Source organism: Taylorella equigenitalis ATCC 35865 (assembly GCF_000276685.1).
GTDB classification, from domain to species: Bacteria; Pseudomonadota; Gammaproteobacteria; order Burkholderiales; family Burkholderiaceae_B; genus Taylorella; species Taylorella equigenitalis.
The window spans coordinates 479485-498875 of sequence record NC_018108.1 but is presented as its reverse complement, the minus strand read 5'-3'; the positions used below and the strand labels follow the sequence as shown (position 1 = coordinate 498875).

Below are 19391 nucleotides of genomic sequence, written 5' to 3'. Positions count from 1 at the left end.
ATTAACCCATTCCCCCTATAAATAAAGGAGATTATTTATGAAAACTGTTGGTGATAAATTAGACCCATTCAAAGTAACAGGTGTAAAACCTGGTTTTAACAACCCAGACGAAGATGGCGTTAGTGCTTTCGAAGAGATTACTGAAAGCTCATTCCCAGGAAAATGGAAAGTTATCTACTTCTATCCAAAAGACTTTACTTTCGTTTGCCCTACTGAAATCGTTGGTTTTAACAATTTAGCTAAAGATTTCGAGGACCGTGATGCTGTTCTTATGGGTGGCTCAGTGGATAATGAATTCGTTAAACTTGCTTGGCGCCGTGATCATAGCGACCTAAGCAAACTAGGTCACTATTCATTTGCAGACACAACTGGTTCTTTATTAGACCAACTTGGTGTTCGCGAGAAAAATGCTGGAGTTGCATTACGTGCTACATTCATCGTTGACCCGGATAATGTTATTCAGCACGTAACTGTTAATAATCTAAGCGTTGGACGTAGCCCAGAGGAAACTCTTCGCATACTAGATGCTCTTCAAACTGAGGAGCTGTGCGGTTGTAACCGAGCTGCGGGCGGTGCTACTCTTTCTTAATTGAAATTACTGAGAGCCCGACGATAAGTCGGGCTTTTTAATAGGAGTTGATATGGAATTTTTAAATACACTTAAAGAAGCAATCCCTGATTGGGCAAAAGACGTAAGGCTAAACCTAGATGGGACTATTGCTAGATCAAGCTTATCTGAAGTTGAAGTGAAAGGTGTTGCACTATCTGCTGCCTATGCTTTGAAAGACAAATATCTAGTTAGCCTATTTAAAGAAGGGCTTGATCAGACTGAGTTACATGGTGCCTTAACTGCTTCATCGCTTATGGGGATGAATAACACTTATTATCCATATGCAAATTTAAGCGAAGAGTTAGCTAATATACCAGCGAAACTTCGCATGAATGCATATGCTACAAGCGGTGGCATCGAAAAAGGTCATTTTGAAATATATGGTTTAGCTGCTTCAATAATCGGCAAGTGCGACCATTGCATTAAAGCTCATATAAAAGGGGCTAAAGAAGCTGGTTACACTACCGAGCAAATTCAGGATGTAGGACGCATAGCGGCAGTGGTTAATGCCGTAGCAGGCGTACTAGCAAGCAAAGACTCTGTCTAAACCTCTATCTTTTGGCTAGCAGCACGGACACGTTTGCTGCTATGCCCTCTTTTCGTCCAAGATATCCCAAACCCTCATTTGTTTTCGCTTTAATATTTATTTGTTGCTCATTTATAAAAAGGTCGGAGGCAATATTTTTTATCATGGCAGGTATATGTGGTCTCATCTTTGGAGCTTGTGCATGAATAGTAGAATCAATGTTTATAACATTCCATCCTGATGAAGAAACTTTTTCATATGCTTCTTTTAGTAACTTGCGACTATCCGAATCTTTATACTTTGGATCTGTATCTGGAAATAAAGTACCTATATCCCCAATAGCAGCCGCCCCAAGAAGTGCATCTGTCAATGCATGTAGAAGAACATCAGCATCAGAATGGCCAAGCAAACCATGGGTATGTGAGATTTCAACCCCTCCTATAATTAATGGTCGACCTTCAACGAGGGCGTGAACATCAAACCCCTGCCCTACTCTTATGGAATATAATCCATTCGAACTTTCTGTCCTATCCACCTTATCGGTCCTATCAGATATATCAGACCTATCAGGTCCTTCTTTTACATCTGAACCTTTTAACATGCTTTCCATCATTTCAAAATCCTCTGGCCATGTGACCTTTAAATTATGCCTACTAGCCTGAACTAATTGGACTGTACCTCCATACAACTCAATTGCCGAAGCTTCATCCGTAACTGAATCTGTGGCCCCTTTCAAAGCATTAATTAATTCAAGGGCTTTAAACATCTGAGGAGTTTGAGCCTGCCAAAGATTAGATCTGTCTACAGTTCTGGCAACTAGATTAGAGCCTGCTTCAGAACCTTTGATGGTATCACCCACTTTACTAGCAAGAATCCCACCGATTCCTGTTTTCAAACAAGTATTGATTAAATTTTGCAAATCCTCTGCTTTAAGTGCAGGTCTAGCGGCATCATGAACAAGAACCCAATCATCTTGCGTAAACTCCAATTCCAGCAAAGTGTTTAAAACAGTATCCGCCCTATTCAGCCCTCCTGTAGTATGCAAGTGGCAATGTTCTGGTAACTCCAATTCATACGCAAATTCATCACTATCAGATATACCAATATGTATGGACTTAATATCTGCACAATCACTAAGTGTTTTAACTGAATGCATAATCATAGGCAGTCCTGAAATTAGTTTGTATTGCTTTGGGATGATATGCTCCACTGGGGTGTTTAAATTATTTTTAATAGCTCTTAGACCAACACCCCCAGCTGGTATGATTGCGAATATTGACATATTAATTGGTGTCTAATTTAATCTTACAAACATTATACTAAGCTATAATTATTAGCTTTCTAATAGATTATCTCTGTTGTGTCAGCCTCCTTCGCTTCTAACATTTTTGATTCCATTCAGATTCCGAAAAATCTAAAAACTGGTAATCGATTTGATATTCCAAAACTACATGGATCTAGCGATGCCTTGTGGATTAGCGAATTAGCCCGTGAACAGAAAAAGTGCATTGCCATATTTTGTGCGGATCCACTAGAGGCCCACCGTCTTCTAAACGAAATTAAACTTTTTAATGGCGAATTAAACGTTCAGCTGTTTCCAGATTGGGAAACATTGCCATATGATACTTTTTCTCCGCATCAGGATTTAATTTCAGAGCGTTTAAAAACTTTAAATTTACTTCATCATAGTAAAGTTGATGTGGTTCTTATTCCAGCTACCACTGCTGTATATAAATTATCACCACCTAGTTTTTTAGGGGCTTATTCATTTTTATTTAAGCGTGGAGATAGAATTAATGAACAAGCACTTATCTCACAACTCACAGACGCAAACTATCAGCACGTAAATCAAGTTACGGCTTCGGGAGAATATTCAGTACGTGGCGGAATAATCGATATATATCCTATGGGATCACAAATTCCATATCGATTGGATTTGTTTGATGATGAAATTGAAACCATACGCACATTCGATGTTGACACCCAAAGAAGTGCATTATCCGTTGATAAAGTGCAGCTACTACCTGGTAGAGAATATCCTTTTGATGAGCAAGCTAGAAATACTTTCCGCAACAAGTTTAGGGAAAAGTTTGAGGGCGATCCCACAAAAGCCATACCATACCGCGATGTGGGCAATGGTATAAATTTCGCTGGGATTGAGTATTACATTCCACTTTTTTTCGATGAAACGGCCACTATTTTTGACTATTTGCCTACTGATGCAATCACTCTCACTATAGGTGACATAAATAAGCAAATTAGTGAGTTTCATGCAGACACTCAAAAGCGTTATAAATTTTTATATTCCGACCGCGAACGCCCTGTTTTAGCCCCTCATGAGTTATTTTTAACAGCTGAGGAGTTTTTTAAGAAGCTAAATAAATTCCAACGACTCCATCTTTCGGATATTGCCTCCCCTGAAATTGCTATAAAAGAGCCTCCGAAAATATCTGTACGAAAAAGAAGTCCAGAGCCCTTTGCTGATCTTATAAATCTTTTATCTGTTAACAATACTAAAGTACTCCTCTGTGTCGATTCTGCTGGACGCAGAGAAATTCTGTCTCAAAGATTATATGAGTCAGGTCTATCAGTTGACGTAGTTCTTCAGAACCTTGATATAGCTTCATTCATCAGTGGCACAGCAAATTTTGCTATGGTTGTAGCCCCTATAAACAAGGGGTTTACTCTAAGCGATATTGATGTACATATTCTTTCAGAAAACGATTTATTTCCTGATACAGCCGCCCTACCACACATTAAAAGAAAAAGAGAAAAGCACACAGATGTTGATGCAATGGTTCGCGACCTGTCGGAAATTCAAGTTGGCGATCCGATTGTGCATGCTCAACATGGGATTGGTAGATATCAAGGACTTGTGCATCTAGAAGTAAATGGGGAAACCGTTGAGATGCTACAAATTAACTACGAGGGTGACACGAAATTATATGTTCCTGTTTCGCATCTTCACGTAATCTCCCGTTATTCTGGAAGCGATCCCGAAAGTGCTCCACTTCATAGACTTGGTTCTGGTCAATGGGAAAAAGCCTGCAAAAAAGCTGCCAAACAAGTTAGAGATACTGCTGCAGAACTTCTTAATCTATACGCATTAAGAGCTATGCGCGAGGGATACAAATTCAAAATTCCACTTGAAGACTATCACCAGTTTTCAGAAGGCTTCGATTTTGAGGAAACTCCTGATCAACAACAAGCAATAGACTCAGTTTTAGAAGATATGGCTAGCGATAAACCCATGGATAGGCTTGTGTGCGGTGATGTAGGCTTCGGTAAAACTGAAGTTGCCTTAAGAGCCGCTTTTATTGCAGTCGCTAACAATAAACAGGTTGTTATTCTGTGTCCCACAACATTGCTAGCAGAACAACATGCTCAAACATTTATAGATCGGTTTGCTGATTGGCCTATAAACGTAGCATTACTTTCTCGATTCCGAACTGGAAAAGAATTAAATGAAACAATAAATGGCTGTTCGGATGGCAACGTTGATATTGTTATAGGGACACATAAAGTTTTATCAAATAAAGTTAAATTTAAAAGCTTAGGTTTGATTATTATTGATGAAGAACATCGGTTTGGTGTAAGACAAAAAGAGGCTTTAAAGGCTTTGAGGGCTGAGGTTGACATATTGACCCTAACGGCAACTCCGATACCGCGCACATTAAGTATGTCACTTGAGGGAATACGCGATTTGTCCATTATTGCCACAGCACCACAAAAACGATTAGCCATTAAGACATTTGTTAGGCGAGAAGATAAAAGTACGATACGCGAAGCTGTTTTGCGTGAATTAAAGCGCGGTGGGCAACTTTATTTTCTACATAATGAAGTTGATACCATTCATAACAGAAAGGCTATGCTTGAGGAGTTATTGCCAGAAGCTAGGATTGGTGTGGCTCATGGGCAAATGAGTGAGCGTGAACTTGAAGCTGTTATGAAGGACTTTTATCATCAACGGATTAATTTGTTGTTATGTACCACGATTATTGAAACAGGCATTGACGTTCCAACCGCTAACACAATAATAATAAATCGTGCAGATAAGTTAGGTTTGGCACAGTTACACCAATTACGCGGTCGTGTGGGTAGGTCACATCATCAAGCATATGCTTATTTATTAACACCAGGAGATGAGGCTATCACACGTCAAGCCAAGATGCGTCTTGAGGCGATACAGGCTATGGAGGAATTAGGAGCAGGATTTTATCTTGCAATGCATGACCTTGAAATCCGCGGAACAGGAGAAGTTTTAGGCGAACAACAATCTGGCAATATCCATGAAGTGGGCTTTACACTTTATGCTGATATGCTTAACAAAACCATGGATGCTTTGAAAAACGGTAAGGAACCCGATCTTGAGTCACCATTTGATTTGGGTACTGAAATTAATTTACATACCTCAGCTCGATTACCAGAAGAATATTGTCCCGATGTACACTCTCGCCTTACGATATACAAACGACTTGCATTGCAAAAAACCGAAGGTGATGTTATAGATATGCAAGCAGAATTGGTCGATAGATTTGGGCCGATACCATTGGCTGCTAAATTGCTTATACATTCGCATAGACTGCGTATATTAGCTGAAAAACTAGCAATAAAAAAAGTGGATGTTAGCGAGGATATTGCCACCCTGCACTTTGATATAAGTCAGGAGATAATTGACCCTGCGATTATTATTGAATTAATTCAAAAAAACAGAAAGATAAAATTGCAAGGACCAACTAAGCTACGGATTGAATTCGAGGATAATTTTGAGATTGAGAGACGGATTCAAATTGTACGTGATTTAATACTTCACCTTACACCTCAGGAGGTTGTGTGAATAGCTTAATTTTAAAGGATTTAAATGGATATGGGTCGCTACTTAAAGCTAAGGGCGATGCACGCTCAAAAGGTCTGAATTTTGCTTACCTTCCAGAAGGCACACCATCTTGGGCTGATATTAAAATTTTGGCAATGGACATGGACTCCACGCTTATTAATATTGAATGTATAGATGAGATTGCGGCTTTAGCAGGTCGTGGCGGGGATATTGCTACGATTACAGAAGCCACGATGCGAGGGGAAATTCGCGATTTCAAAGAAAGTTTAAGGCGTCGCGTAAGTATGCTTCGTGGGGTTCATAGTGATGTACTAGAGCGAGTTTTGAAGGAGCGACTACAACTTAATCAAGGAGCAGAGGTTTTGCTTAAAACCGCACACGAGGCTGGAGTACACACTCTTTTGGTATCTGGCGGATTTACATTTTTTACCGATGCCCTTCAAAAAAAATTAGGTATTTCTGAAGTCCATTCTAATACTCTTGGTATAGATAAAGAAGGGTATTTAACTGGTGAGGTCTTAGGGGATATCGTGGATGGTTTTGCAAAGGCTAAGTATTTAATCGATGCCAGGGACCGAATGCAAGCTACGAAAGCTCAATGCATTGCCATAGGGGATGGGTCGAATGATTTGCATATGATGCACGAGGCTTATTTAGCAGTGGCCTACCATGCCAAGCCTGCAGTTCAGGATTCTGATGATGTGAATTGCTGTATTAATTTTGGCGGGCTGGACATAGTGCTTGAGTGGATTTAGAAGCCAAGCCAAAGATTAATTAAACCTCTTGTTGAAGTTTGTGTTTTGGAAGATGAGGATGGTTCATCAGATGACGCCACACAAAACCCGGAAATGCCATAAGTAGAAATATGCATATTCCTACCGCATAAAACTGCCAACCAAGAGGTACTGAATTCGCATAGTAGCCTTCGATAAAAAACCCTACAGACCCTACAAATATCAAAAAGAAAATCAGCTCATACAAATTAATAAAAATGTTTTTAAACTGAACGTGTTTTCTAGTGGCAATTCCAGGAATTACAAAGCACACGACCATAATCAATAAACCAGCTACACGAACCGGTAAATCAAGAAGAACATTGCTAGATAAATAAGCCGCACATAAAAAGAAACTAAGCCATATTAAAAATCTAACAAAATAAAACAATGAAGATTTAGATGAGGGTTCATTGGAAACTCTCATAGGAGAAAATGCAAACATTCTTTCAGATAAAAATGAAAGATTTGCACTTACAAAAGCGATTACTAAAATAATCCAAATGGAATAGTTAGGATACATCTATCAGTTGGTAAATCTTAAAGACTGATCAATAACCTGAACACATAGGCTCATAAGCCAACCAGGCGTAATACCGAGTAAAACTATTAATGCAGAATTTAATGCAAAAATTCCATATCCCGCAGCACTAACTGGAGCTAAAGGTACAGGGTTTGCTGGAGGTTCATCAAAATACATTGTTTTAACCACACGCAAATAGTAGAAAGCACCTATTAAAGAGAAAATAACTGCTACTACTGTTAAGCTTACATATCCAGCTGATAGTACCGCTTGAAGGACCACGAGTTTAGAATAGAATCCAACTAGTGGCGGAATTCCAGCAAGCGAAAACATGAGTAATAAAATAGCAAACGCCAAAAGTGGACAACGCTTATTAAGACCAGCTAAGTCCGAAATTTCATCAGCTTCGAACCCTCGATTACTCATAAATAGAATCACGCCAAAAGTAGCTAATGTAGTTAGTACGTAGATGATTATATAAAACAAAGCTGAACCATAAGCTCCTGAATTTAACTGATCATCTGCAACTCCTGAAAGCAAACCAAGTAGCACGAAACCAATGTGTGAAATTGTTGAATATGCAAGCATACGTTTGAAGTTGGTTTGCATTATGGCGGTTAAATTTCCAATAACAAGTGATAGTACTGCCATAATAATTAACATCGGCTGCCAAATATCATGTAGAGTATGCATACCCTCGATTAAAAAGCGCATTGCCATAGCAAAAGCAGCTAATTTAGGAGCTGAAGCGATTGTAAGAGTTACGATGGTAGGAGCTCCACCATATACGTCTGGCAACCACATATGAAATGGTACGGCACCCAATTTAAATGCAATGCCAGCAACAACAAAAACCATACCCAAGTAAAAAGCCATAGGGTGGTATTCACCACTAGCTAAAACAGAAGCCATCTGAGCTAAACCAAGACCATGCACTGATCCGTATAGAAGTGAAATACCATAAAGCATAAAGCCAGAAGCTAATGATCCTAAAACATAGTACTTCATAGCAGATTCGATACTTAATAAACTATCTCGACGGACGGCTACTAAGGCATATAATGAAAGCGACATCAACTCTAAGCCAAGATAAATCGTAAGCATACTAGAAGCGGAAATCATCACGAACTGTCCTAGCAATGCGAATAAGGCTAGTGAATAGAACTCCCCGCCCTTAACCATATGCCTTTCAACTACATATCTACGACCATATATAAAAGTCACAAGTACGGCAATAATTGAACAAACTTTAAGAAAATGTGCAAATGAATCGACAATAAAATTATTGTAAAAAGTCAATCCACTGACATCTTGAGTCCATTGAAATAACGTGACTACAAGCGTTAAAACTAGAGTTCCAATCGATAATAAATAGCTAGTGACACTATCAACGGAACGAAAAAAGGCATCACTTAAGAGAATCAATATCGCAAATACGCAAAGTATGATCTCAGGTAGTGCAAGAACATAATTAAATTGATTATCCATTCATATAGCCCTTAAAGTTTTGAATGAGACACATGCTCAAGTAAGTTTTGAACAGAAGCATGCATTACATCAGTAAATGCTTGTGGGTAAACACCCATAAATATCGTAAACAATGCCAATATAGCAAGTATCGCAAACTCACGAGAATCAATATCAAACATATCTCTTACGTGAACATTACGTATAGGACCGTAGGCAACACGTTTGACCATCCATAATGAGTAAGCGGCACCCAAAATAAGCGATGTAGCTGCTAGAAGACCTATCCAGAAATTATGTTGAACAGCTGCTAAGATAACGTAGAATTCACCGATAAATCCACTAGTACCTGGAAGGCCACTATTTGCCATTGAGAAAAGCACAAAGAAAGTGACAAACTTAGGCATCACATTAATAACACCACCATAGTCTTTGATTTGTCTTGAATGCAAACGATCATACATAACACCTATGCACATGAACATAGCTGCTGATACAAAACCGTGTGAAATCATTTGTATAATGGCACCCTCTATACCAATTGAAGTAAAGAGAAATGTCCCCAAAGTAACAAAGCCCATATGTGCAACTGAAGAATAGGCAATAAGTTTTTTCATATCCTCTTGAACAATCGCAACGAGACTAATGTATATAATGGCCGCAAGAGAAAGCGTTATCATAAGCCATGCCATTTCCTGAGATGCATCGGGTGTGATTGGCAGTGAGAATCTCAAAAAGCCATATGCACCAAGTTTAAGCATAATCGCCGCTAAAACCATGGAGCCTCCAGTAGGAGCCTCAACGTGGGCATCTGGTAACCATGTGTGTACTGGCCACATAGGAACTTTGACTGCAAATGCAGCAAACAATGCGAAAAATATAAATAATTGTGGGGTTAACGCAAGTGGTAAGTCCTGCCACTGAGCAATATCAAATGTGCCTGATTGACTGTATAGATAAATAAATGCAACCAGAGTTAGTAATGAACCTAAAAGGGTGTATAAAAAGAATTTGAAGGCTGCATAGACGCGATTTGGACCACCCCAAACACCTATGATAATGTACATAGGAATTAGAGTAGCCTCGAAGAATACATAAAATAGTAAACCATCAATGGATGCAAAAACCCCTATCATTAATCCTGAAAGTATCAAGAACGCCGCCATATATTGAGATATACGTGACTTAATGACCTCCCAGCCAGCAACAATAACTAAAATATTAGTTATGGCTGTTAATAAAATAAACCACACACTTATACCATCTACACCTAAATGGTAGTGAGCATTAAATGCAGATATCCAAGCGATATTTTCTTCAAATTGAAAGTTTGAAGTAGATGCATCAAATCCTGCAATTAAGGGTATGGTAACTACAAAACTAACAATAGCACCTATTAAAGCCATCCTTCGGGTATACTCTGCCCTCTCATCACTACCAAAGAAAAGCACAAATAGCCCTGCGATAACAGGTACAAAAATCGATAAGGTTAGCCAAGGAATAGAAGATGTCATATGCTTACCTTACTTCATAATTAAGAACAAAGTTATTAAAACCATGAGACCCACAATCATCACGAACGCATAATGGTAAATATACCCAGACTGGAAGAATCGTCCAGTTGCAGCTAGCAAGTTTACGATGCGTGTAGCCCCTCCAATAAACACACCCTCGATTATGCCTTTATCTCCGGCATTCCAGAGGAAACGTCCAATTTTACGAGCTCCCGCAGCGAATATGTTTTCATATACCCAATCCACATAGTATTTGTTTTCTAGGACACGCAACACACCAGGTATAGATTTAGCAATTCTGGATGGCAATGTCTTATCGATGACATAGCAATAAAATGCAACTACAAATCCTGCAATCATCAACCAGAAAGGAACTGTCGTAAATGCATGCATACCATATTCAACCCAACCATGGAAATGATGCTCAAGTTCTTTTAAGGCATGATGTACATTAGAGTCGATAAAAATGGCCTCTTTGAAGAATCCACCAAATAGCATATAGTCAACTGCCCATGCACCTACAAAAACTGAAGGAATAGCTAAAAGAATTAATGGGATAGTGACTACTAATGGAGATTCATGAGGTTTAGAATGTCCATAATCATGTTCGACATGTCCATCATCATGATGATCTTCGACAGGTGCTAAATGGTAGCGTTCATCTCCATGGAACACTAGGAAATACAACCTAAAAGAATAGAGTGAAGTTACAAACACGCCAATTAAAGTTGCCCAGTAAGCAAAACCAGCACCCCACACATCTGCATGTTTAGCTGCCTCAATTACGTGTTCTTTTGAATAGAATCCAGAGAAGAAAGGAGTACCGACAAGTGACAGAGTACCTATAAGAAATGTAATCCACGTTATAGGCATGTACTTACGCACATTACCCATATAACGAATATCTTGATTATGGTGCATTCCTATAATAACTGACCCAGCTCCTAGGAATAATAGAGCTTTGAAAAAGGCATGTGTCATCAGATGGAAAACAGCAACTGAATATGCCGATGCTCCCAGAGCGACAGTCATATATCCCAGTTGAGATAAAGTAGAGTACGCTACTACACGTTTAATATCATTTTGAATTAAACCAAGTAAACCCAAGAATAATGCACCTATGGCCCCAACAATAATAATTAATGATAAGGCACTTGGAGCTAATTCATATAGTGGTGAGAATCGAGCCACCATAAATATACCCGCTGTAACCATTGTAGCTGCGTGAATTAGGGCTGATATAGGGGTAGGACCTTCCATAGAATCAGGAAGCCAAGCATGTAATGGAACTTGTGCTGATTTACCCATTGCCCCCACAAATAGACAAATACAAGCTAGGGTAAGCAAATGCCAATCACCCATAACTGTAATTTGATCTAGGCGATCTGCCTGTGCAAACACATCTGAATAATTTAGAGATCCAGAGTAGGCAAATAATAAACCAATACCAAGCAAGAACCCAAAGTCACCAACCCTATTTACTAAGAATGCCTTCATATTTGCAAATATTGCTGTTTCTTTAGTAAACCAAAATCCGATAAGCAAATAAGAAACTAAACCAACTGCCTCCCAACCGAAAAACAGTAGTAGCATATTGTTACCCATAACAAGTATGAGCATTGAAAAGGTAAATAGTGAAATATAAGCAAAAAATCTTTGATACCCAGGATCATCTGCCATATATCCAATTGTGTAAATATGAACCATCAATGAGACTGATGTAACTACGACCATCATCATTGCACTTAATGGATCAATTAGAAATCCTACTTCTATAGCAAAATGCGATTCATCAGTAGGAGATCCGATTTGGGACCATGTGTAAAACATCTCATTGAAGTAGGCATTGTTTACTATTACTTCATATAAAACGTATCCAGAAGCTAAAGCAGAAAATGCAACCAGTACAATTGTAATTAAATGTGCTCCTCTTCGAGATACAAAGTTTGCAAGAAAATTAGTACCACATAGGCCAGATAGGATTGCACCTAACAAGGGAGCTAATGCAATTGCTATGAGTAAAGTTGGTGAAAGTGTAGACATATTCATAAACCTTAGCCCTTCAATTGCGAAACGTCATCGACGTTAATAGAATTAAGTTTACGGAACAATAAGACCAGTATTGCTAGACCTATGGCGGCTTCGGCGGCGGCCACAGTCAAAATAAAGAATACAAAAATTTGACCTGCAGAATCAGGTAGTCCATCTACGGTGTGCCAGAATGAAAACGCCACAAAATTGATATTAACCGCTAATAAAATCAACTCCAAAGACATAAGAAGAGCAATTAAATTACGACGGTTAAAGAATATCCCAAAAACTCCCAGTGCAAATAAAATAGCGGCTAGGATTAAATAGTGTGCAAGTGTAATGGACATTATTATTTAACCTCCACTTTAGCTTCTGATTTAGTTGCATCTGTTTTAGGAGCATCAGATTTTGATGTTTCTGCTTTATTGGCTTCAACCTTAGGGCTATTTGGTTTCGCTTCACTCTTAGGAGCATCACTCTTAGAAGATTCACTCTTAGGTGCTTGCTCAGCAATGGGTTCTTCTTCAATAACTTCAGGCTTAGGCACGGTAAGTGGCTCTGAGGGCAGGCTAACCAATCTAACACGATCTTTAGCTTCTACTTTCAACTGATCACTAACTAAAACATATTTACGATTTTTGCGTTCACGTAGAGTCAAAGCAATTGCTGCAATCATACCCACTAGAAGAATTAATGCACCAACTTGAATAGGATAAGAATACTTACTATACATCTCAATACCAAGGGCCAATGTATTGTTATAAGTATCTGGCCATGATTTAGGTGATGAGGAATCTAAATAAGCAGATCCAAGGATAAACGCAATCTCTGCAACCATGACACCACCTACCACTAAGCCAATAGGAAGGTAAGTACGAAAATCCTTACGCAAGGTCTCTGGCACCACATCTACCATCATCACTACGAATAAGAAAAGCACCATGACTGCACCTACATATATAATTATTAATAGTAGGCCCAAGAACTCTGCTCCAATTAAAATCCACAACATGGATGCATTAAAAAATGCCAATATCAAATGAAGTACGCCCACGACTGGATGCCTTGCAAGTACTACCCGCACACCTGCATAAAGCAGAACTATAGCTAATAAGTAAAATAAAATATCAGTAAATGTCATATCTCATACACCTATTATCGGTACTTACCGTCTATCGCTCTTCGAGCAGCGATTTCAGGTTCATATTTGTCACCGATTGCAAGCAACATATCTTTAGTGAAGTACAAGTCGCTTGCTTTTTCGCCGTGGTACTCATGGATGTGAGTTTCAACGATAGCTTCCACAGGACAGCTTTCCTCACAGAAACCACAGAAAATACACTTAGTTAAATCAATATCGTATCTAGATGTCTTACGAGCACCATCCTCACGTTCATGTGATTCAATTGTAATAGCCATAGCAGGACAAACTGCTTCGCAAAGCTTACATGCAATACATCTCTCTTCCCCATTTTCATATCGTCTTTGGGCATGAAGTCCACGAAAACGAGGTGACATAGGAGTCTTTTCGTATGGATATCTAAGTGTGAACTTGGGTTTAAAAAAATACTTTCCAGTAACTGCCATCCCTTTTAAGAGTTCAGTTAGAAAAAGTCCAGCAAATGATTTAGCAAAACTCACAACAACTCCTAATTCCAAATACTAAGCGGAGAATTTTTCCATATGGCAATGATTAAAAACCATATACCAGTAAGAGGAATAAAAATTTTCCAACCTAAACGCATTATTTGATCGTAGCGATATCTAGGGAATGTAGCTCTAAACCATATAAAGAAAGAAACCACAACAAATGCTTTTAAACCAAGCCAAATCCAACCTGGTATATATGTAAAAGGTGCAAAATTCAGTGGACTAGTCCAACCACCTAGGAAGAATATAGATGCCATAGAAGACAAAAGTATCATGTTTGCGTATTCTGCCAAAAAGAACATAGCAAAACCCATACCAGAGTACTCAACCATATGACCAGCTACAATTTCTGATTCACCCTCTACAACATCAAACGGATGCCTATTAGTTTCTGCTACAGATGAAATCACGTAAATAATAAATAATGGAAATAATGGCAACCAATTCCATGACATAAAGGTAATTCCATGTTCAGCAAACCACCCTTCTGTTTGTTGAAGAACAACACCATTCATCTTTAGCGTGCCAGATATTAGCAATACAGTAAGGAGTACAAACCCCATAGCCAATTCATACGAAATCATCTGAGCAGAAGCCCTCATAGCAGCTATCAAAGGATACTTAGAGTTTGAAGCCCATCCACCCAAAATAACTCCATATACACCCAATGAAGTAACTGCCATAACGAAAAGCAGACCTGCATTTATATCAGCAAGAACTGCTTCTGGTCCAAAAGGCACAACAGCCCATGTTACAAGAGCTGGTACTAGTGTGATTAGGGTTGCTAATAAATATAATACTTTATTTGCTTTAGCGGGAATGATTACTTCTTTAGTTAAAAGCTTTAAAACATCAGCAAACGGTTGGAGCAATCCAGATGGACCAACACGATTAGGTCCACGACGCACATGCATATACGCAATAAGCCTACGCTCCCACAAAGTTAAAAATGCTACCAAAATAACTATAGGTAAAATGATGACTAAAATCATCAAAACATACCAAATAATCATCCATAAGGTTGGACCAAAAAAGTCCGCTCCCCAAACATGAAGTCGAGCAATACCGTCAGTAAACCATGACCAAATATTCATTACATACGCTCCACTTTAATCATAGAGTAGGAATTACCCAATTTGATAGTCTCCTCAAATCCCTGAGAAATGCGTATCGTGCCTTCTGCCAATAACTCATTAAGCTCTACAGTAAAAGTAGCAGAGTTTAATTTTGAAGACACTTTAATACTATCACCACTACTGAGCTCTAATGTATCCATATCGGATTTACTCAATTGAACAAAAGGTGAGGTGCTGATTTCAGTTTTTTGCAGTGATAATGCTCGCCGTACAATCGAATCCGTTTTGTAGATAGGAACTTCAGCAACACGCTCAAATTTAAACTCTTCATCAGATGCTACTTCTGAAATAGAAGGTTCTTCAGTAGAAGAATCCTCAGCAGATGATAACTCAGACATCTCAAGTATTTTATTTGAAAGCTGATTTTGACGAGTCTCTAAAAGTGCTTGATTAGCAATCTCTTCAGAATCGTTAAAGTTAGAATCAGGCACACCCAATAGATTCGCTAATACTCTAAGCACTTTCCAAGCTGGTCTAGATTCTCCGAGACCAGAAACTACACCTTTAAAAGATTGGCGTCTGCCCTCAGCATTAATAAAGGTTCCAGAAGTTTCAGTAAAAGGTCCTATTGGCAATATTACCCTAGCCCAATCCATTGCATCAGAAGCATACGGCGTCAGAGCCACGGCAAACGAGTCTTTAAGAACAGACTCAGCTTTCAGACCATATTCCATATCAAATTTTGGCTCTAAATTATGAACAATAAACGCAGAAAGCTTTTTATCAATCATTTGACTTGCGGATAGACCAGTTCTAGCAACAGCTCCAACAGTATAGGCACCCACTGTATTAGCTCCTGATGTTAAAAAGCCTAGCTTGGCTCCCATAGCATTCGCCAAATTTTGAGCTTCGAACAATAACTCACTGGCATTAGGTGCGTTCGTGACAGCACTGCCAACAAGGACAAGAGAATTTTCAAATCCACTCACACGAGATGCTATCAATTGATTTACATCAGTTGTGTCGAATTGGTCACCTTCTTTGTGATTATTGAAAACATCAGTTAATTGAGAAATTTTAGAAGCAAGCTCAGATGGTTTAGCATTAATGCGAGCTACTAAAGGAATTTTCGGATCCTCGCCGTAGCTATCTATGGTAGCAATGCAAGCCCCAAATCGTGCAGCCTGCCTTAATCGCTGAGCAAATAAGGGATGATCTTTACGTAAATTTGAACCAATTACAATCGCAGAATCTAGACGGCTTAATTCCTCGATAGGAACTCCCAACCAAGGCACTCCATCGATACACTTAGCAAGATTTTGATCATTAGCCCTTAAATTTGTATCAATATTTTGAGAACCCAAATGATTTGCTATTTTTTTGAGTAAATACAATTCCTCTAATGTACTGTTTTCGCTAGCTAGTACACCGAGAGACTCCTTATCCTTAAGGTTATCTGCAACGTAATTCAAAGCCTCAGCCCAATCAACCTCCTTCCACACATTATTAGAAGTTTTTATCATAGGGCTAGATAAACGATCTTCAGACAATAGACCTTCATATGACCATCTATCCCTATCTGAAATCCAACATTCGTTAACGGATTCATTTTCCAGTGGCAATACACGTAAAACTTCATTGTTTTTAATTTGTGCAATTAAGTTTGAACCCACACTGTCGTGAGGACTAATGGTTTCTCTACGTGCGAGCTCCCAAGTACGAGCTTCAAATCTAAAAGGTTTAGAAGTTAAGGCACCTACTGGACAAACGTCAATCATATTACCCGAAAGCTCAGATTCAATAGCTTTTCCTAGGAAGTTAGTAATCTCAGACTTTTCGTTCCTATAAACCATACCCAATTCCATCTGACCAGCAATTTCCTGACCAAATCGAACGCAACGAGTACAGTGAATGCATCGAGACATTTCTTCAGCTGAAACTAATGGACCCAGATTTTTATGGAGAACGATACGTTTTTCTTCGTCATAACGTGAAGTTGAATAGCCGTACCCTACAGCCAAATCCTGCAACTGACACTCACCGCCCTGATCACAAACAGGACAATCAAGCGGGTGATTAATAAGCAGAAACTCCATAACTGCTTCCTGACCTGCTTTAGCTTTAGGGGATTTTGTGTAAACCACCATTCCATTAGTAACAGGAGTAGCACAGGCTGGCACAGCTTTAGGGGCCTTTTCGACCTCAACTAAGCACATGCGACAACTAGCAGCGATAGATAATTTTTTGTGATAGCAAAAATGCGGTATATAGATTCCAAGTTTATTTGCAGCTTGGATAATCATCGTACCGTCTTCGACTTGTACTGGTTTGCCATCGATTGTAAGTTCTATCATAATATATAAAAGTCCTAGTTATAAGGTGCAACAAGGCACTTTTTATTTTCGATATGGTAGATAAACTCATCACGATAATGTTTTAAGAAACCACGAACGGGCATGGCCGCAGCGTCTCCTAATGCACATATCGTGCGTCCCATAATGTTTCCCGCAACTCTATCGAGTTGATCTAAATCTTCTAATTTTCCGTGTCCGTGCTCGATACGATGTACTAAACGATATAGCCATCCAGTACCTTCACGACAAGGTGTACATTGACCACAGCTTTCGTCCTGATAAAAATGAGATAAACGAAGTAGAGACTTAACCATACAACGAGTGTCATTCATAACTATTACAGCACCGGAACCTAACATGGATCCTGCTTTGGAAATTGAATCATAATCCATATTGGTTTGCATCATGATTTCTGCAGGCAATACTGGTGAACTTGACCCCCCTGGGATAACAGCTTTTAATGGACGTCCCTCTCTCATGCCACCAGCTAATTCCAATAATTTTGAAAATGGAGTACCTAGGGGTATTTCATAGGTACCTGGTTTTTCAACGTCTCCACTAATGGAAAATAGTTTCGTACCCCCATTATTAGGCAATCCGACTTCTAAATATGCAGGTCCACCATTTCGGATAATCCATGGCACTGCCGCAAAAGTCTCAGCATTATTAATGGTAGTAGGTTTACCATAAAGACCAAAACTAGCTGGAAATGGAGGCTTAAATCTAGGCTGACCTTTTTTACCTTCAATAGATTCAAGTAAGGCAGTTTCTTCGCCGCAAATATAAGCACCATAACCGTGATGAGCTTCTAGATCAAAACAAAAATCAGTTCCAAGAATATTAGAACCCAGATATCCAGCAGCTCTCGCTTCATGAATAGCTTCTTGGAAACGCTCATAAACTTCAAAAATCTCACCATGTATGTAGTTATAGCCACGTGTTACACCCATAGCAAAACCACCGATAATCATGCCTTCAATAATGCAATGAGGATTAAACCTTAATATGTCACGGTCTTTAAAAGTTCCTGGTTCTCCCTCATCGGAATTGCAAACTATATACTTTTGCCCAGGAAAAGCCCTAGGCATAAAACTCCATTTCAAACCAGTCGGGAATCCTGCACCCCCACGACCACGAAGTCCAGAAGCTTTAAGCTCGGCAATGATGTCTTCTTGCTTTAATCCAGTGGTAAGTATTTTTTTAATCGCCTCATATCCACCACGTTTTACGTAATCTTCTAGATGCCAATTAGAACCATCTAAATCTGCCAATATCTGAGGTTTGATATGGCGACCATGGAAAATCATACTATCATCTAGATTACCCGATGGATTAGAATTAAGTCCTTGAGAGTATTTTTCTATGAAGCTCATAATGCCTCTCCAGAATCAGCAGGTCTAAGTCCTGAAGTCATAGTTTGAGAGGGGTCTACTTTAACCACATTAGGAGAGCCACTTGGTGCTTCGATAGAACTTGGATCTAGGGAAGCAACTTTAGTAGAAGACTCCTCAATAGAAGCCACAGTTTTAAATGCTGGCTCTACACCCTCTTCTTTATAAATATCATCTATAAGTTCATCTATACGAGCTTTATCCATACGTACACACATATGATGATTGTTTATAAGAAGTACTGGAGAATCCCCGCACGCACCCATACACTCACCTGATTTAATGGTAATCAGTCCGTCCTGCGAGGTTTCATCTATGCCAATCCCAAGTTTCTCTTGTAGATAATTTATGGTTTGAACGCCTTCTCTCAAAGCACATGGCAAATTGGTACAGACTGTAATTTTGTATTTACCCACAGGCTGAAGCTCATACATGTTGTAAAAAGTAGCAACTTCCTGAACAGCCATAACGGGCATATTTAAATAAGTGGCAATATCCTGCACAACCTCGGGAGATACCCAATTCAGCTCAGTTTGAGCGATTCGTAAAGCGGACATCACTGCAGACTGTCTCTGATCCTCAGGATACTTCTTGAGTTCAGCATCTATTAATTCATAAGCTTTATTAGAAAGCAACATA

General features: G+C 39.1%; 16 protein-coding genes and 1 pseudogene. 4 read left to right on the top strand and 13 right to left on the bottom strand.

Annotation, left to right across the window (positions count from 1 at the left end; all coding sequences use genetic code 11):
• Window positions 1–37: 37 nt before the first annotated feature.
• Window positions 38–589, top strand: a complete 552-nt coding sequence (locus KUI_RS02290) for a peroxiredoxin (RefSeq protein WP_013522222.1) — start codon at window positions 38–40, stop codon at window positions 587–589.
• Window positions 590–641: 52 nt separating this feature from the next.
• Entirely contained in the window at window positions 642–1157 is a 516-nt protein-coding gene (locus KUI_RS02285) for a carboxymuconolactone decarboxylase family protein (RefSeq protein WP_013522221.1), read from the top strand.
• A gap of 4 nt (window positions 1158–1161) precedes the next feature.
• On the opposite strand, the gene ispF is transcribed toward KUI_RS02285, so the two are convergent.
• Both ispF and KUI_RS08620 read right to left on the bottom strand, forming a co-directional pair.
• The gene (ispF, locus tag KUI_RS08625) at window positions 1162–1635 is read right to left on the bottom strand and encodes a 2-C-methyl-D-erythritol 2,4-cyclodiphosphate synthase (RefSeq protein ID WP_225972118.1); all 474 of its coding nucleotides are present in this window, start codon (window positions 1633–1635) and stop codon (window positions 1162–1164) included.
• 105 nt (window positions 1636–1740) lie between these two features.
• A pseudogene (locus KUI_RS08620) lies at window positions 1741–2418 on the bottom strand (IspD/TarI family cytidylyltransferase); the annotation flags it as partial.
• A 78-nt stretch (window positions 2419–2496) separates the two neighbouring features.
• Between KUI_RS08620 and mfd the strand changes: the two are divergent.
• Window positions 2497–5973, top strand: a complete 3477-nt coding sequence (mfd, locus tag KUI_RS02275) for a transcription-repair coupling factor (protein WP_014840215.1) — start codon at window positions 2497–2499, stop codon at window positions 5971–5973.
• Complete coding sequence (serB, locus tag KUI_RS02270) at window positions 5970–6728, top strand: phosphoserine phosphatase SerB (protein WP_014840214.1); 759 nt, start codon at window positions 5970–5972, stop codon at window positions 6726–6728. The genes mfd and serB overlap by 4 nt, the downstream gene beginning before the upstream one ends.
• A 19-nt stretch (window positions 6729–6747) precedes the next feature.
• Here the strand turns inward: serB and KUI_RS02265 are convergent, their stop codons facing one another.
• From KUI_RS02265 to nuoE, 11 genes are read right to left on the bottom strand one after another with little or no spacing between them, the layout of a single operon-like run.
• Window positions 6748–7269, bottom strand: coding sequence for a DUF2818 family protein (locus KUI_RS02265; RefSeq protein WP_014840213.1), 522 nt, complete (start codon window positions 7267–7269; stop codon window positions 6748–6750).
• Between the two features lie 3 nt (window positions 7270–7272).
• A complete protein-coding gene (gene nuoN / locus KUI_RS02260; protein ID WP_013522216.1) occupies window positions 7273–8757 on the bottom strand; it encodes an NADH-quinone oxidoreductase subunit NuoN in 1485 nt (494 codons plus the stop codon).
• Window positions 8758–8768: 11 nt separating this feature from the next.
• Window positions 8769–10250 carry an NADH-quinone oxidoreductase subunit M gene (locus tag KUI_RS02255; protein ID WP_014840212.1) on the bottom strand — a complete coding sequence of 494 codons (1482 nt, stop codon included), beginning with the start codon at window positions 10248–10250 and terminating at the stop codon, window positions 8769–8771.
• Window positions 10251–10259: 9 nt separating this feature from the next.
• Window positions 10260–12299: an NADH-quinone oxidoreductase subunit L gene (nuoL, locus tag KUI_RS02250; RefSeq protein ID WP_014840211.1), complete on the bottom strand. Its 2040-nt coding sequence runs from the start codon at window positions 12297–12299 to the stop codon at window positions 10260–10262.
• A 5-nt stretch (window positions 12300–12304) separates the two neighbouring features.
• Window positions 12305–12628 carry an NADH-quinone oxidoreductase subunit NuoK gene (gene nuoK, locus KUI_RS02245; protein ID WP_013522213.1) on the bottom strand — a complete coding sequence of 108 codons (324 nt, stop codon included), beginning with the start codon at window positions 12626–12628 and terminating at the stop codon, window positions 12305–12307.
• Window positions 12629–12630: 2 nt separating this feature from the next.
• A complete protein-coding gene (locus KUI_RS02240; protein WP_014840210.1) occupies window positions 12631–13422 on the bottom strand; it encodes an NADH-quinone oxidoreductase subunit J in 792 nt (263 codons plus the stop codon).
• 14 nt (window positions 13423–13436) lie between these two features.
• Window positions 13437–13922: an NADH-quinone oxidoreductase subunit NuoI gene (gene nuoI, locus KUI_RS02235; RefSeq protein ID WP_013522211.1), complete on the bottom strand. Its 486-nt coding sequence runs from the start codon at window positions 13920–13922 to the stop codon at window positions 13437–13439.
• 8 nt (window positions 13923–13930) lie between these two features.
• Window positions 13931–15025 carry an NADH-quinone oxidoreductase subunit NuoH gene (gene nuoH, locus KUI_RS02230; protein WP_013522210.1) on the bottom strand — a complete coding sequence of 365 codons (1095 nt, stop codon included), beginning with the start codon at window positions 15023–15025 and terminating at the stop codon, window positions 13931–13933.
• Complete coding sequence (nuoG, locus tag KUI_RS02225; RefSeq protein ID WP_014840208.1) at window positions 15025–17361, bottom strand: NADH-quinone oxidoreductase subunit NuoG; 2337 nt, start codon at window positions 17359–17361, stop codon at window positions 15025–15027. Before nuoG ends, nuoH begins: the two co-directional genes overlap by 1 nt.
• Window positions 17362–17375: 14 nt before the next feature.
• Window positions 17376–18734 carry an NADH-quinone oxidoreductase subunit NuoF gene (gene nuoF, locus KUI_RS02220; protein WP_013522208.1) on the bottom strand — a complete coding sequence of 453 codons (1359 nt, stop codon included), beginning with the start codon at window positions 18732–18734 and terminating at the stop codon, window positions 17376–17378.
• On the bottom strand, window positions 18731–19390 hold the full coding sequence (gene nuoE, locus KUI_RS02215) for an NADH-quinone oxidoreductase subunit NuoE (protein WP_013522207.1): 660 nt from the start codon (window positions 19388–19390) through the stop codon (window positions 18731–18733). Before nuoE ends, nuoF begins: the two co-directional genes overlap by 4 nt.
• Window position 19391: the final 1 nt, after the last annotated feature.

Bases quoted from the DNA above. Each gene is read 5' to 3' on its own strand.
- KUI_RS02290 (WP_013522222.1), top strand. From the start codon at position 38: ATGAAAACTGTTGGTGATAAATTAGACCCATTCAAAGTAACAGGTGTA.
- KUI_RS02285 (WP_013522221.1), top strand. From the start codon at position 642: ATGGAATTTTTAAATACACTTAAAGAAGCAATCCCTGATTGGGCAAAA.
- KUI_RS02265 (WP_014840213.1), bottom strand. From the start codon at position 7,269: ATGTATCCTAACTATTCCATTTGGATTATTTTAGTAATCGCTTTTGTA.
- nuoN (WP_013522216.1), bottom strand. From the start codon at position 8,757: ATGGATAATCAATTTAATTATGTTCTTGCACTACCTGAGATCATACTT.
- KUI_RS02255 (WP_014840212.1), bottom strand. From the start codon at position 10,250: ATGACATCTTCTATTCCTTGGCTAACCTTATCGATTTTTGTACCTGTT.
- nuoL (WP_014840211.1), bottom strand. From the start codon at position 12,299: ATGAATATGTCTACACTTTCACCAACTTTACTCATAGCAATTGCATTA.
- nuoK (WP_013522213.1), bottom strand. From the start codon at position 12,628: ATGTCCATTACACTTGCACACTATTTAATCCTAGCCGCTATTTTATTT.
- KUI_RS02240 (WP_014840210.1), bottom strand. From the start codon at position 13,422: ATGACATTTACTGATATTTTATTTTACTTATTAGCTATAGTTCTGCTT.
- nuoH (WP_013522210.1), bottom strand. From the start codon at position 15,025: ATGAATATTTGGTCATGGTTTACTGACGGTATTGCTCGACTTCATGTT.
- nuoG (WP_014840208.1), bottom strand. From the start codon at position 17,361: ATGATAGAACTTACAATCGATGGCAAACCAGTACAAGTCGAAGACGGT.
- nuoF (WP_013522208.1), bottom strand. From the start codon at position 18,734: ATGAGCTTCATAGAAAAATACTCTCAAGGACTTAATTCTAATCCATCG.
- nuoE (WP_013522207.1), bottom strand. From the start codon at position 19,390: ATGTTGCTTTCTAATAAAGCTTATGAATTAATAGATGCTGAACTCAAG.